This window comes from Dactylosporangium fulvum, from assembly GCF_025137375.1.
In the GTDB taxonomy this organism is placed as follows: domain Bacteria; phylum Actinomycetota; class Actinomycetes; order Mycobacteriales; family Micromonosporaceae; genus Dactylosporangium; species Dactylosporangium fulvum.
On the sequence record NZ_CP073720.1, the window covers coordinates 3,352,875 to 3,366,577 of the forward strand.

The window sequence follows — 13,703 nt, forward strand, 5'->3', positions numbered from 1 at the left end:
CGACCGGCCGGACCTGCGTGCCCTGGCCATGGTGGTGCTGGCCTGTCTGTCCTAATCGGACGGATGCCGATCTTGTCGTCAGGATTCTTTTCTCGGCAGGGGACAGGCAGCGACGTGCACCGACCCCGTGCGGTGGGGGTCGCTGCACGTCGATCCTGACGGGTCAGGCGATCGGGAAACCGAAGCAGACCGCCTCGGTTCCGGCGCCGCCGGCGACGTTCGTGATCTCGTCGTAGTTCGACCAGATGGCGGTCTCCGGCCCGTAGGAGGCGTCGCCGATCCGGACCGAGCCCGTGGTGATCCACAACAACTGGGTCCGCTCGGCCGAGAGCACGAGCGTGGCATCGTCGTCGTCCCACCGGTGCTTCGAGGCATACACGTCGTTCTCGGTGTAGCGGCCGAGGACCTTGCTGGACAAGCCGTTGCCGTCCGGACGCCAGGCGAACGCGGCCGGATTCATGACGAGCGGCTGCGGGTAGCGGGGGATCGGGAACGCCAGTTCCGTCATGCCGAACCGCTTCCGCTTCACCGCCTCGAACACCGCGTTGGCGGCGTCCGTGCGTTGCTCGGCGCCCGTGTCGTCGACGGAGATGTACGTGCCGTCCTCAAACCGGCCCGTCCGGCTGAGCTGATCGCGCATCTCGTCGTACTCCTGGCGTGTCACCCACGAGTGGCTCCACTGCACCTGGAGGATGGATCCGCCCTCGATGCGTTCAGGTCCGTAATGCGCGCCGGCGGGGAAGTACGCCACCTGTCCCTCCGGGGCCAGCACGTCGCGGCCGTAGTCGGGGCATCCTTCGAGGGTCAGCCGGAACTGGTCGTAGTCGTGACGGTGTCGGGGAGCGGTGAACGCCCCGGCGCCTTCGGAGAACTTGACGAGGTCTGCCGTGAAGCCGACGCCGGGTGCCAGTTCCCCTTCGCGGAGGAACTTGCGGTACACCTCGCCGGAACGGTGGTTGGCGACCGGCTCCCATGGGACGTCGCCGCTGACGAAGGCCTCCATACGTACTCCTGCTCTGGCGCGGATGGGCGATTTTGTATACCGTATCCGTGTGTCTCTAGGCACGCAACCCTCGCTCGAGGCGCTGAACGGCGGCGATCTCGCGCGGTCCTGTCGCCTGGAGCATTGACCCATACTTGTATATTGGATACCGTATCCAATCGAGCGGAGGGAGGGAGTATGCGAAGGTCATTCCTCGCAGGAGTCGGCATGACTTCGTTCGGCAAGTTTGCGGACCGGAGCCTGGGGTCGTTGGCTCGGGAGGCATGCATCGAGGCGCTGAGGGACGCCCAGACCGCCCCGCAGGCGGTGGAGATGATCGCCTGCGGCTGCGCCCGCAGCGGCAGCCTTCAAGCACGCGAGAGCGGCGTCGGTCAGCTTGTCGGCTGGGAGGTGGGCATCCAAGGGGTGCCCGTCTACAACGAGAAGGCGTTCTGCGCCTCGGGGGCCATGGCCTTCAACGTCGCGAACCTGGCGGTGACCGGCGGCGAGCACGACATCGCGCTTGTCGTCGGCGTCGAGCGCATGTCGACGCGCAACGGGAAGGGCCGGCCGCTGACCTCCGACGGCATGGTGCTGGAGGGCGAGCAGGGCTTCACTCCGCCGGCGTACTACGCGATGGCCGCCCGGCGGCACATGGACGTCTACGGAACGACCCGGGAGCAGATCGCCGCCGTCGCGGTGAAGAACCGCCGGGCGGCGTCGCTGAACCCCAAGGCTCAGTACCGGGAACCCATCACGATCGATGACGTGGTCGGCTCACGACCCGTCGCCGGTCCGTTGCATCTGCTGGACTGCTGCCCGACGGGCGACGGCGCGGCGGCGGCCATCATCGTCAGCGAACGGGGCGCGGAGCGACTGGGCATCGACCCGCAGGTGGAGATCCTGGCATCGATCGTGGGCAGCGGGTACTACGCCGAGCAGCGCCGCGACATGACATCGTTCACGCTCGACCGGCACACCGCGAAGCGGGCCTACGAGCGGGCACAGCTCGGCCCGGAGGACATCCACGTCGCCGAGGTCCACGACTCGTTCTCCATCGCGGAGATCATCCACTACGAGGACCTCGGCCTGTGCGAGGCCGGCGAGGGCGGCAAGCTCGTCGAGAGCGGGGACACCTCGCTGGGCGGTCGCCTCCCGGTCAACCCGAGCGGCGGGCTCCTCAACCGCGGTCATCCGTTGGGAGCCACGGGCGTTGCCCAGATCGTCGAGCTGGCCGACCAACTCCGCGGGCGCGCGGGGGAGCGGCAGGTGCCCGGAGCTCGTCACGCGCTCGCCCACATCTCGGGCGGCTTCCAGGAAGGCGACTTCGCGACCTCCGGGATCACCATCCTGGCGCGGATTGGAGCGACCGAGTCGTGATCGTTGGTGAGTTCAGTCTTGGCACGCCGATCCTGACGGTGAATGAGAGCGGGCGCCACGTCCTGGTCGGCAGTCGTTGTCCGGTCTGCGGCGACGTGCGGCTGCCGTCGCGGACGCTGTGCGGAGCGGACCTGAGCGAGTGCGTGCCGCATGAGCTCAGTGGCGAGGGTACCGTCTACGAGGCGGTGCGGATCTCGCTCGCGCCCGCGGGGTTCGAGGCGCCGTTCTGGATCGGCTACATCGACCTCGCGGAGGGTCCCCGATACCTCGCGCAGATCGAGGCCGACGAGGACGCTCCGCCCAGCCACGGCGACCGGGTGACGCTGACCGTCGGGCGGCTTGGGACGTCCGCGGAGCCGTTGCTGGGCCCGATCTTCAGGAAGGTCACAGATGCTCACTGAGGACCTCGACGACAGCCTCCGGGATCTCGCGAGCATGGCCAGGGCGGTCGCCGTCAACAAGATCGGTCCGCTGGTCGCCGCTGTCGAGCGGTCGGGCACGTTCAGCCCGGAGATCCGCGAGATCCTGGCCTCCGCGGGCTTCTTCGGCATGGTCGTCCCCGAGGCATACGGCGGCGTGGACAGCGACATCCGCCATCACGGCATCGTGCTGGAGGAGCTCGGCCGGGTGTATCCCAGCGCCTGCACCTACCTCACGGCGCACTGGCTGGCGACGAAGCTCATCGCCCTGAACGCGACCGGACCCACGGCGGCGTCATGGACCGATTCGGTGCTCACCAAGGCGGCCAGCGGCGAATGGCTGGGCGCCATCGCCGCCACCGAGCCGGAAGCGGGGTCCGATCTCGGCAGTGTGACGACGACAGCGGTGCCGGACGGCGACGTCTGGGTGATCAACGGCACGAAACGGTTCATCACCAACGGCGGGTTCGCCGACTTCTACACCGTCCTCGCCCGCACGGGCGGGCCCGGATCGCGAGGCCTCTCCCTGTTCCTGGTCGAAGCGTCGACGCCGGGCGTGGTCGCCGCACGGTGGGAAGAGAAAATGGGCCTGCACGGCTCGGCCACCGCGGAGATGCACTTCGACGACGTCAGGATCCCGCGCGACCACATCATCGGCGAGGTCGACCGCGGGTTCACGTACCTCATGCGGGGGTTCGACGAAGGTCGCCTGGGAGTCGCGGCGATGAGCCTCGGGATTTCGCAGGGCGCCCTCGACGCGGCCACCCGCTACGCGGCCGAACGCCGGCAGTTCGGCAAGGAGATCGCCAGCTACCAGGGCGTGCAGTTCCTCATCGCCGACATGGCCATCGGCGTGCACGCTTCACGCTCGCTGCTCTACGACGCCATGGCGGCACTCGTGGCCGGGCGCGACGACGCCTCGCGGCTCGCCGCCATCGCCAAGACCTACACCACTGACGTCGCCATGCAGGTGACGAGCAACGCTGTCCAGGTGCTGGGCGGGTCGGGATACGTCCGGGACTTCCCAGTCGAGATGCTCATGCGCGACGCCAAGATCGGGCAGATCTATGAGGGCACCAACCAGATCCTGCGCATGGTGATCGCCCGTTCGTACTTCGGCGAGCTGGCCCGTTGAATGCCAACAAGAGGAGGCAACACCCATGAAATCTGACGGCAAGGTGGCGATCGTCGTCGGCGGCGGCAGCGGCATCGGCCGGGCGACTGCCGAACTCTTCGTCGAGAACGGTGCGCGCGTCGCGATCGCCGACGTCAATGAGCAGGGCGCGAAAGAGACCGCGGAACTGTTGCGGAGCAAGGGCGCCGAGGTGTCGGCTTATACCTGCGACATCACGCAGCAGAGCCAGACCGACGAGTTGATCCAGTCGGTGCTCAGCCAGTACGGTGCGCTCGACATCGTGACCAGCACCGTCGGGTGGTCCGACACGACGTTCTTCGCGCAGGAGACCGAGGAGTACTGGCGCCGGATCATCGACATCAACCTTGTCGGCTCCATCTTCCTGTGCCGGTCGGCGCTCGGCCCGTTCAGCGAGCAGAAGTCCGGATCGATCGTGCTGACCAGCTCGGACGCCGGCAAGGTCGGAACCATGGGGGAGACCGTCTACGCCGCGGCCAAGGCCGGTGTCATCGGCTTCGTCAAGTCGCTCGCGCGGGAGATCGCGCGCGACGGCATCCGGATCAACGCCATCTCACCCGGTCCGACCGACACGCCCCTGCTGCGCGCCCAGTCGGATCAGCACGTGATCGAGAAGATGATCCGTGCCGTCCCGCTCAAGCGCATGGGCACGGCGGCCGAGCAGGCGGGGGCCATCGTCTTCCTCGCCTCGGACGCGGCGAGCTACATCACCGGGCAGACCCTGAGCGTCAGCGGCGGGCTGACGATGACGTCGTGACGCCGCCGACCGAGTCCGGCCCGGCAGGCGCGCTTCCGCCGGCCTTCGCGCTCCCCGTCGAAGAAGGCGCGAGCAAGGTCCAGGATCTCGCGACGGCCGTCCGGGCGTTCGTCGAGCCCGGCATGACGTTGCACGTCGGCTACTCCGACGCACGGCCCAACGCGGCGCTGCTCGAGATCGCGCGGGCCTTCGCCGGGCGTGACCCCGGCTTCACCCTGGTCACCGCCGGGTTGGTCAACATCCAGCACGCGCTCGTCGAGCTCGGCTTGGTCCGGAAGGTCGTCGCGTCGTTCGCGGGCGAGAACTATCCCGTCGCCCGCCCCAACCCGGCTCTCGTCCGGGCGATCCGCGACGGCCGTGTGGAGATCGAACACTGGTCGCTGTGGAGCCTGGTCGCCCGCCTGGCGGCCGGAGCGCTCGGCGTGCCGTACTTCCCCGTGCGGTCGATGGCCGGCAGCACCATGGGCGTCGAGGCGGCGGCGCGCGGGGAACTCGTCGAGGTGAGCGTCGGCGACGAACCGCTCGTCCTGGTGAAGGCGCTCCGGCCGGACGTCGTGGTCCTGCACGGTGCGGCGGCGGACGCGCACGGCAATGTGGTGCTGGCGGCGCCCTACGGGGAGAGCCAGTGGGGCGCGTTGGCCGCGACGCGCGGGGTCATCGCGTGTGTCGAGCGGATCGTCACGACCGAGCAGCTTCGGCGGATGAACAAGCTGACGCGAATCCCGGCGCACGTGGTCCGTGCCGTGTGCGTCACGCCGCACGGGGCTCATCCCTACGGCTTCAACAACCCGGGTGTCGAGGGCATCAGCAGCTATGTCGAGGACGCGCAGTTCATGGCGGACACCCTGCGGGCGAGCCGGGATCCCGCCGACTTCAAGCAATGGATCGACGAATGGGTCCTCGGCGTCGGTGACCACGACGGCTACCTCGCCAAGCTCGGCTCCGATCGCCTGAGTGCCCTGACCCGCCGGCACACCAGCGACGAGTGGCACATGCCGGTCGATGGCGCAGGAGCGGTCCCCGCGCCGGCCAACGCCACGGAGACCCAGGTCGTGGTGGCGGCCCGGCGGCTGCGCGCCGCCGTCATGCATCGGGGCCACGACGCCATCCTGGCCGGAGTCGGCCTGGCGAACCTCGCCTCCTGGATCGGCGCTCGCGACCTACGCGGCCGGGGCGTCGACGTCGAACTCATGGCCGAGATCGGGCTGTTCGGCTACTCGCCTCGCCCCGGCGAGCCCTTCATTTTCGCCGGGCAGAACGTCCCGACCAACAAGCTCCTGACGGACGTGATGGGCGTGCTCGGAACGTTCGTGTCGGGTCCTGGCACGAGGACGATCGGTGTGATCGGCGCGGGGCAGGTCGACCGGACCGGCGCGATCAACTCGACGGTTGCCGACAGCGGTGATTTCATCGTCGGATCCGGTGGCGCGAACGACGTGCTCTCGGCCGCCGACGAGGTGATCGTCTGTGTCGGCCACGGCAGCACACGACTCGTCGACAAGGTGCGGTACGTGACGTCACCCGGCACGAACGTCTCTACGATCGTCACCGACCTGTGCGTCTTCGAGCGAGCCGCGGATGGCGAGTTCGTCCTGACCACGCTGCTTCCCACTGTGGGCGGGAGCCATCTCGAGGCCGTCGAGGTCGTGCGGGAACGCACGGGTTGGTCGTTCCCCATCGCCGACGACCTTGTGATGGAACCGCCTCCCACACCGGCCGAGCTGGCCGACCTCCGGGCGTTCGACCCGAAACGCCTGTTCCTGCGCGACCGTGGCGCCTGACGTCGTCGAGACGACATGATCCGGTTTGGTCGGGTATCAGCAGGAGCCGGAGTCCTCGCGCAGCCGGGTAGCTGAGCCGCGCCACCGCGTTGGTCGAACCTCGCGGTGGCGTCGCGGCTTCGACGCCGTTGTCATCGGCGAGCCGCATCGCGCCTTCTTACGGCGTGGCGTTGTGGATGTCCGGGGGTCGGGCGGCCCGCTCGACCCCGGACATCCAGGATCGGCAGTTCAGCGCAGTCGGCCCAGGCGGCGCACGCCCGCCGCGCCGTCGCAGCGTCCACCTGCGCACCATGAACCCGATCGAGTCGACCTTCGCCACCGTCCGGCACCGCACCAAGGTCACCGAAGGCCCCGGCTCCAAGGCCGCCGGCCTGGCCATGGCGTTCAAACTCATCGAAGCCGCCCAAGCCCGCTGGCGAGCGGTCGACGCACTCCACCTCGTCGCCCTTGTCCGCGCCGACAGTTCGGTCCGCGCCGAACCATTGCAGCCCTACGCTCGAGGAGCCGAGATGATCAGCTGAGAGAGGAAAACATACGGAATGAGCGACACCCCCATCACCGATGACCGCCACCCCGCACAGGTCATCGAGGACGCCGTCGCATATGCCCTGCGACTGGCAGAGACCTGGCCGGCGTGGGACGGGCAGCCCCGTGCCGCCGAGGACCGGATCTACACCCCGCATAAGGCGATCCGCCGCCTGGGCGACCACCTGCTGGACCACCTCGCCGAGCTCGAGGCGCGCCTGGCCGGACAACCGCCCCTGCCCGACCACTGGCACGCCTCCGCCATCACCACCCCAGCCGACCTCGCCCTCTTCACTCACGAGGACTTGGACGAGGCTCGCAGCCGCCTGACCCGGCTGGCGCAGATCTGGTCGCTGCGTCTACGCGCGCTCGACGACGAGCGCCTCGACCGGATCGAAGGAGACGCCTGGACGTTGCGCCAGGTCGCGTTCCACCTCGACAACACCTTCTACGCCGACGCCGTCGGCAACCTCACTTCACGACAGGAAGCGTGAGCGATATCCGCTCGCGTCAATCCGTCGCCAAGTGCTGTTCGAGCCAGCTGAGCAGGGCCGCGAACGCCGGCGACATGGTGGTGTCCGACTGGGTGAGGACGGTCGACCGTTCGCCGTCCTGCACCGTGATCGTGTAGCTCATCGCGTCCCTGGCTCGTCCAGGTCCTTCTTCCTCGGCCACCTGAGCGGTCTTTGCCGCTTCCACCAGCCGGGCCAACTCTCGCGCCTCTTCCTCCGGCAGAGTGTCGGCATCCACGACCCGGGGCGGGAGGCGCAGGTAGATCGAGGCCGCCTGCCCGCCATGGGTCGCCAGCGTCACCTTCATCCCACGCCTCCGAGCCGACTCCGACATTCGTTCCTGAAGTTCCCAGGCCAGGCGCAAGCGGTCGCTACTTCCGCGTCAACGCGTCGACGTCCTCGGCCAGCGCCTTCGCGTGAGCGGAGAGGGCCTCGATCCGCCGGATGAAGCCAGCGATCGTCTCGTCCTCGAGGACGGAGCCATCTGCCCTACCGGCCGGGACGCGTTCTCGCCCCGCCTCCGCGCCGTTGACCAGGATGCCGACCTCGCTCCACGCTGCCAGCACGGCCTTCTGCTCGATGCCACCGGCCCCGTACAGTTCTTCCGCCTTCCAATAGGTGGTATCGGCGAAATCTTGGAACCGGGTCTGCGCGCTGGACGCCTTGAGCGACTCGTACCAAATATGTCCGGGAGCGTCCCACGCGTATCCACCGATGCCCGCTGCGGTCAGGTAGAACGCTCTGTTGGGGATGCCGGAGTTGATATGCACCCCACCGAAGTCACCCTCTTCTGTGTCCGGCAGCTTGACGAGTCGGCTCATGTGGTCAGGCTGCGGATCCTTGCCGAACAGCTTGTTGTCGAACGCCGTTCCCGGCGCCTTCATCGATCGTAATGCGTCCGCCTCGATGCCCGGGGTGAATACCTCAGGCCCGATCAGCCAGTCCGCCTCGGTTGCCGTCTGGTGCAGCGCACGCTGCTTGACCATTGCCCCGAAGGCGTCCGACAGTGACTCGTTCAGCGCCCCCGACTCATCATGATATTCCAGGCCGGCCGTATGCTCGGTGACCCCGTGCGCCAGTTCATGGGCGATCACGTCGAGGGATCCGGTGAAGTCAGTGAAGATTATTCCGTCCCCGTCGCCGAATACCATCTCCTGCCCGTCCCAGAACGCGTTGTTGTAGTTCGTTCCGCGATGGACATATCCTTGTAGCCGCATGCCTCGATCATCGATCGAGTCGCGATGGAACACCTCGTTGTAAAAGTCGCGAGTCGCGCCGAGTCCATCGAAAGCACGGTTGACGGACGCATCGGCGACGGGTGGATCGGACTCCGACCTCACCAACTCGGCAAGCGGCAGGAACGTACCGCTTCGGCAGTCGAAGATTGTTCGGCGGCCGTTGGCGGGGGCAACGGCGGAGCCCGCGAAGCTTGCCCGCACGGCTCGCCCTCCCCGCAGTTGGGCAGTGGTCACCAGGGTGTTCAAGGCGGCTCGGCGGATGTCTTCCTCGCCGCTTTCGAGGAGCTTCTGCAACAGGTAGGGAGGCGTGATGCAGTTCAGGCGGTGGTGAGTCCTGGACATGGAACACCTCGAGTGTGTAGTCGGGACTAGGCAGAGCCTCTACCCGTTCAGTGGATGGTTTCTGTGTTCAGGTCAGACGCTCGCAGCTACGCGCGTCAGTGGCTTGCCGCCGTTGAGGTACTGGTAGAGGCGTGGGACGTGGTCTGGGAACTTGTCGGCGTTCAGCAGGATGTATGGGGCGGCGGTCTCGGTTTTCGGGCCGCGCTTGCGGTCTTTCCTCTGCTTGCGTTCGATGCCCTGCAGGTAGTGGTCGGCCAGCAGGTGTCCCCATGCCCGCTTCCGCTTGTAGCGCGGGCCGTCGATCCGGACGCCTCGCTTGGCCGGGTCTGGCGCCAGCACGCCGAGCCGAGCGACGATGTCGAATTCGTTGCCGTAGCTTTCGATCCACGGGACCGGCGTGCCCTGATGGGTCGTGACGTAGCACATCGTGGTCGCGCAGTTGGCGAAGCAATAGACCTCGAGCTTGGCGATCTCGCTCGGTTCCAGTGGGTCGAAATCGGCGAGATCCAGCGGTGTGTCGTCGGGATAGACCGGCTCGGGTTCGACCGCGCGAAACGCCCTTGCCCGACGTTCACCCAGCCGCTGCATGTACCGGAGCACCACGCTGGCGATGATCGTCCCCTGTGAGTGCGCGATGAGCACCACGCGTGTCCTTCGTGGATCTTTCAGTGCGTCGTACACCACGGGGAAGGTCTTGGTTGCCGCCTCGCTGATGCGGGTCCAGTCCCACGCCTTGTCCAGCGCGCACTCGAGCAGGTCCTCGGCAAGTCCGCCGGTCGAGTTCTGAATCAGCGTGATCGGGCGGTGGAAGAGGTCGGCCAGGTAGGCCGCGTTCAGCTGCGCCAGCGCGTCGTTGGTCATGATGCCGTTGACGAAGAGCCATGCCTCGTCGGGATATGAGGTGTAGCTGTTGTTGTGGTCACCGCGCTGCAGGACAAGCGAGGGGTGCCAGAACAACCGCTCCACGATCGACGGGAGCAGCGGCGGGGTGAACGACGGCGGCGTTGCTGGCACCGACGGGACGACGACGTCGGCGACGAAGCCGAGCACGCGAGCTGGCCGCCACACGTCGAGCAGCCCGAACTCCGAGTAGCGGTGGTGCGGTGGCAGCCAGGTCCACGGAAGCCCGAGCAGCGACGAGAGATACGCGGGTGGGATGCTGAGGGCATCGAGGACGCCGCCGAGCAGGTCATTCCACGCTCGCCCACCGATCACATACGACCGGTCCGTCCGGATCGCCTCCGCCGCCTCGGTCGGCCTGGCCGCGCGGGCTCGCCGCACGGCTGCCGCAGCGTCGACTCTTCCGTTGCCGAACCACTCGCTCGCGCCGTCGGCATCATGAGTGCCCTTGGCGAATCCGCCGGCGCTCTTCTCGTTGATGCTCATGTCCGCACTCCGGGAGTTCCGCGTTCGTCGCAGCCACGCCTGGAACGGGCTCCTCACACCGGCATGGTCCGGTGCTGAGCACTTGCTACCCCAGACCCGTCCCGCCAACCGCACCCGCCGAACCGTAGCGGATCTGCGACGCTCGCAACCCTGTGAGGAGTCGCTCGGTGGGGGATGTCTGAGGGTGGTTGAAACCCGGGCACCGCGCTGGCTGCGGCGGTGTCGCCCTTCGACATGGCACACGCCGCGATTGCCGGGCACTGTGGAGGTATTGGGACAGGACCTTCGGCCGGCTCGAACAGCCCGGGACGTCGCACCCGGGTTGCCCGGTGGACCGTCAATCCGCTGCTCCGGCGTGATCACGTCTGGACCGAGGAGCAACACGTCGTGGCGAGCTATGGCGTAGGCCGCCGGGGCGTACTCATCGAGCTCAACCTCTCCGCGGGCGTTGAGCCCGACGATGTCTTTGCCCGGTTCCGCGAGGCATACCGGGCGAGACTGCCCGACGTGCGGGATCCCGAACGGCTGTCGGCCAGGTACGTGCGGGCAGTGCTGGACCGTGAGCAGTTGCGTCGCCTGGTCGGCGCCGATCATGCGGCCGCTCCGCGTCCGCCATTGCTGCCGTTCGTGGTGCGGATCTGGCCCGACTACGTGGTGGAAGCTCATGTCGATCGCTCGATCTCCACGGTGAAGGCCGACGCGGCCGGCCGTACCTACGCCGCGACCGGAAGCGGTGTCGCGTGGGGTGTGGTCGACAGTGGCATCTGCCGCGATCACCCGCACTTCGCCGGCGGAACTCTGACCGACCCTGCCGTGATGATGCTGCACCGTGATTTCACCTACCTCGTGCGGGGCGATCCGACACCGTCGAAGTTCGATCCGGCTGATGCGCTGGTCGACCCGAGTGGGCACGGGACCCACGTGGCGGCGATCATCGCCGGTGCCGCCCCGCGCGCGTCAGTACCGCACATCGCCTGCCAGCAGTGGACACCGTGGGGCGGCGACCAGGACATGGTCGGATGGACCACCCGGGAGCTTGAGGCGCACCGCACCCTGTCGGGCATCGCGCCGCTGGGCCTGTTGGTCAGCCTCCGGGTCCTGCTTGAGGACGGAACAACCACGTCCAGCGCGGTCATCAAAGCCCTCGACCACGTCCGCGAGGTCAACGCCGGCGGGAGTAATTTGCGTATCCACGGGGTCAACCTTTCGCTCGGACTGGTCTACCAGCCGCGGGAGTACGCCGCGGGGCAGAGCCCGCTGTGCCGCGAAGTCAATCTCCTGGTCGGCACCGGCGTGGTCGCCGTGGTCAGCGCCGGCAACAACGGCGCGGCCACCGCCGATCCGTTCTCCGGCGGGGATCCCCGCGCCTCGCTGGCCACCATCGCCGATCCCGGCAACGCGGACCGAGCCGTCACCGTGGGCAGCACCCATCGCGACAGTCCTCACACCAACGGTGTCAGCTTCTTCTCCTCCAAGGGGCCCACGCTCGACGGGCGGCCCAAGCCTGATTTGGTCGCGCCCGGCGAGCGGATCACCTCCGCCGCGGTCGCCGGCTTCCGGGCCCGCAGCCGCGACCTGGCTCAGCTCAGCGACGCCGACCCCTGCTACATCGAGGACTCCGGCACGTCACAGGCAGCTCCGCACGTGTCCGGCGCGATCGCGGCGTTCCTGTCCGCTCGCCCGGAATTCAAGGGACAACCCGACTGGGTCAAAAAGCGTTTCTGCGACAGCGCCACCCCGCTGGGGCGCCACCAGTTCTTCGAAGGCGCCGGCCTGCTCGACCTGATGCGCGTGTTGTCCGACATCTAACCGATCGGAAGAACCATGGGCAACGATGGTCAGAGTGTCGGCGACCGACGCGGCGGACTGGCCTACTACGAACTGGAGTTCGCCGACGACGGCGCCGTGGCGCGAGACACCGGACTCCGGGCCGCGGTAACGGCCGGTCAGGTCGACGACGTCTTCGTCTTCTGCCACGGCTGGAACAACGGCGCCGATTCGGCCCGGCGCCTCTACACCACGATGGTCGACCTCCTCGCCGACGGTCTTGCCCGCCATACGCCGGACAAGGGCGCCCGCACCGCGGTCACCGGCGTCTTCTGGCCGTCCCTGCTCTTCCCCGAAGACGACCCGACCACCGGCCGACCGGCCTCAGCTCCCCGCCCGACCGGCGGCGAACTCGCCGCCGGCTTGGAACCGGCATTCCCCGGCAACAAGGACAACCTGGCGCGCATCGGCGTCCTCCTCGACGACAAGGGTGGTAGCGACCGGCTCGCCGAATTCCACGAGCGCGCCAAGAAGCTGCTGACCACGCCGAACCTGGACGCGGGTGAGGATTCAGGGGAGAGGGCCGCCGCCGAGCTACCCACTGAAACCGTCATCACCTACTACTCGGGCTGGTCCCGCGTCGACGGCCAGGCCGCGCCGGGACTGGCCGACCCGGTCGAAGGCCTGTGGGAGGGCGCCCGCGAGGTGCTGCGCACCCTGAGCTACTACGAGATGAAAAACCGGGCCGGCCAGGTCGGACGTGGAGGGCTCGGCCCCTTCCTGTCCACCCTGGCCACCCCGGACGGCTGCCGTCCGCGGGAACACCTGCTCGGTCACAGCTTCGGCGCCCGGCTCGTGGCGTACGCGCTGTCCGGACTGGCCGACGGACTGGTCGACGGCGCCAGTCCGGTCAAGTCCCTCTTCCTGATCCAGGGAGCGTTTTCGCACTTCTCGTTCAACGACGTGCTGCCTTTCGACCCGGGCCGTGGTGGCGCGCTGTCCTGCTACCGGAACCGAGTCGACGGGCCGCTGCTGTCCACCTTCTCCGCGCACGATCGCGCCGCCGGGTGGTGGTACCCGCTGGCCAGCATGCTCAAGCGACAGGATGCCAGCAGCCAGGCCGATCTGCTGTACCGCTGGGGCGCGATGGGCGCCGACGGCTACCAGGTCGACACCGCGAGCCGGGTCCGCCTCGCCGAAGAGGGCTTCCCGTACGGCTTCACCACCGGAGGGTTCTACCGGCTCGACGCCAACTCGGTCATCAGTACCCTCCAGTCGCCGTTCTCCGGCGCGCACAGCGACATCTGCCACCCCGAAGTGGCCTGGGCGGCCATGGCGGCGGCCGATCTGGCAGGGGAGCATCAGCGTCCGGCCCGGTAGCTCACGATGCCCGCGGACAGCACCCGTATCAGCAATCCGCAGCCGCCGCACCGGCGTGGCGCGTGACGGCGAGATAATGTC

12 protein-coding genes and 1 pseudogene are annotated in these 13,703 nt (G+C 68.0%); 9 read left to right on the forward strand and 4 right to left on the reverse strand.

Annotated features, from left to right (window positions below):
• Nucleotides 1–163: 163 nt before the first annotated feature.
• A complete protein-coding gene (locus Dfulv_RS15390; RefSeq protein WP_259863672.1) occupies nucleotides 164–1,003 on the reverse strand; it encodes a hypothetical protein in 840 nt (279 codons plus the stop codon).
• 207 nt (nucleotides 1,004–1,210) lie between these two features.
• Here Dfulv_RS15390 and Dfulv_RS15395 point away from each other — a divergent pair, with 207 nt between their 5' ends.
• The 7 genes and pseudogenes from Dfulv_RS15395 to Dfulv_RS15425 all read left to right on the forward strand — a co-directional run bounded on the left by Dfulv_RS15395 (nucleotide 1,211) and on the right by Dfulv_RS15425 (nucleotide 7,491).
• On the forward strand, nucleotides 1,211–2,362 hold the full coding sequence (locus tag Dfulv_RS15395) for a thiolase family protein (RefSeq protein WP_259863673.1): 1,152 nt from the start codon (nucleotides 1,211–1,213) through the stop codon (nucleotides 2,360–2,362).
• On the forward strand, nucleotides 2,359–2,763 hold the full coding sequence (locus Dfulv_RS15400; RefSeq protein ID WP_259863674.1) for a Zn-ribbon domain-containing OB-fold protein: 405 nt from the start codon (nucleotides 2,359–2,361) through the stop codon (nucleotides 2,761–2,763). The genes Dfulv_RS15395 and Dfulv_RS15400 overlap by 4 nt, the downstream gene beginning before the upstream one ends.
• The gene (locus tag Dfulv_RS15405) at nucleotides 2,753–3,916 is read left to right on the forward strand and encodes an acyl-CoA dehydrogenase family protein (protein ID WP_259863675.1); all 1,164 of its coding nucleotides are present in this window, start codon (nucleotides 2,753–2,755) and stop codon (nucleotides 3,914–3,916) included. Before Dfulv_RS15400 ends, Dfulv_RS15405 begins: the two co-directional genes overlap by 11 nt.
• Nucleotides 3,917–3,941: 25 nt before the next feature.
• A complete protein-coding gene (locus tag Dfulv_RS15410) occupies nucleotides 3,942–4,691 on the forward strand; it encodes an SDR family NAD(P)-dependent oxidoreductase (RefSeq protein WP_259863676.1) in 750 nt (249 codons plus the stop codon).
• Entirely contained in the window at nucleotides 4,688–6,472 is a 1,785-nt protein-coding gene (locus Dfulv_RS15415) for a CoA-transferase (protein ID WP_259863677.1), read from the forward strand. The genes Dfulv_RS15410 and Dfulv_RS15415 overlap by 4 nt, the downstream gene beginning before the upstream one ends.
• A 275-nt stretch (nucleotides 6,473–6,747) precedes the next feature.
• Nucleotides 6,748–6,993 (forward strand): annotated as a pseudogene (locus Dfulv_RS15420) (IS256 family transposase); the annotation flags it as partial.
• 18 nt (nucleotides 6,994–7,011) lie between these two features.
• Nucleotides 7,012–7,491 (forward strand): hypothetical protein, encoded by a 480-nt coding sequence (locus Dfulv_RS15425; RefSeq protein WP_259863679.1) that lies wholly within the window; start codon nucleotides 7,012–7,014, stop codon nucleotides 7,489–7,491.
• A gap of 16 nt (nucleotides 7,492–7,507) precedes the next feature.
• Here Dfulv_RS15425 and Dfulv_RS15430 read toward each other — a convergent pair whose 3' ends face one another.
• The 3 genes from Dfulv_RS15430 to Dfulv_RS15440 form a co-directional block, all read right to left on the reverse strand.
• Nucleotides 7,508–7,816: a protealysin inhibitor emfourin gene (locus tag Dfulv_RS15430; RefSeq protein ID WP_259863681.1), complete on the reverse strand. Its 309-nt coding sequence runs from the start codon at nucleotides 7,814–7,816 to the stop codon at nucleotides 7,508–7,510.
• A 64-nt stretch (nucleotides 7,817–7,880) separates the two neighbouring features.
• On the reverse strand, nucleotides 7,881–9,089 hold the full coding sequence (locus Dfulv_RS15435) for a M4 family metallopeptidase (RefSeq protein ID WP_259863682.1): 1,209 nt from the start codon (nucleotides 9,087–9,089) through the stop codon (nucleotides 7,881–7,883).
• A 72-nt stretch (nucleotides 9,090–9,161) separates the two neighbouring features.
• A complete protein-coding gene (locus tag Dfulv_RS15440; protein WP_259863683.1) occupies nucleotides 9,162–10,736 on the reverse strand; it encodes a hypothetical protein in 1,575 nt (524 codons plus the stop codon).
• A gap of 126 nt (nucleotides 10,737–10,862) precedes the next feature.
• On the opposite strand from Dfulv_RS15440, the gene Dfulv_RS15445 reads away from it, so the two are divergent.
• Together Dfulv_RS15445 and Dfulv_RS15450 are read left to right on the forward strand one after the other, a co-directional pair.
• Complete coding sequence (locus Dfulv_RS15445; RefSeq protein ID WP_259863684.1) at nucleotides 10,863–12,284, forward strand: S8 family peptidase; 1,422 nt, start codon at nucleotides 10,863–10,865, stop codon at nucleotides 12,282–12,284.
• A gap of 15 nt (nucleotides 12,285–12,299) precedes the next feature.
• Nucleotides 12,300–13,622: a hypothetical protein gene (locus Dfulv_RS15450; protein ID WP_259863685.1), complete on the forward strand. Its 1,323-nt coding sequence runs from the start codon at nucleotides 12,300–12,302 to the stop codon at nucleotides 13,620–13,622.
• The last annotated feature ends 81 nt before the right edge of the window (nucleotides 13,623–13,703 follow it).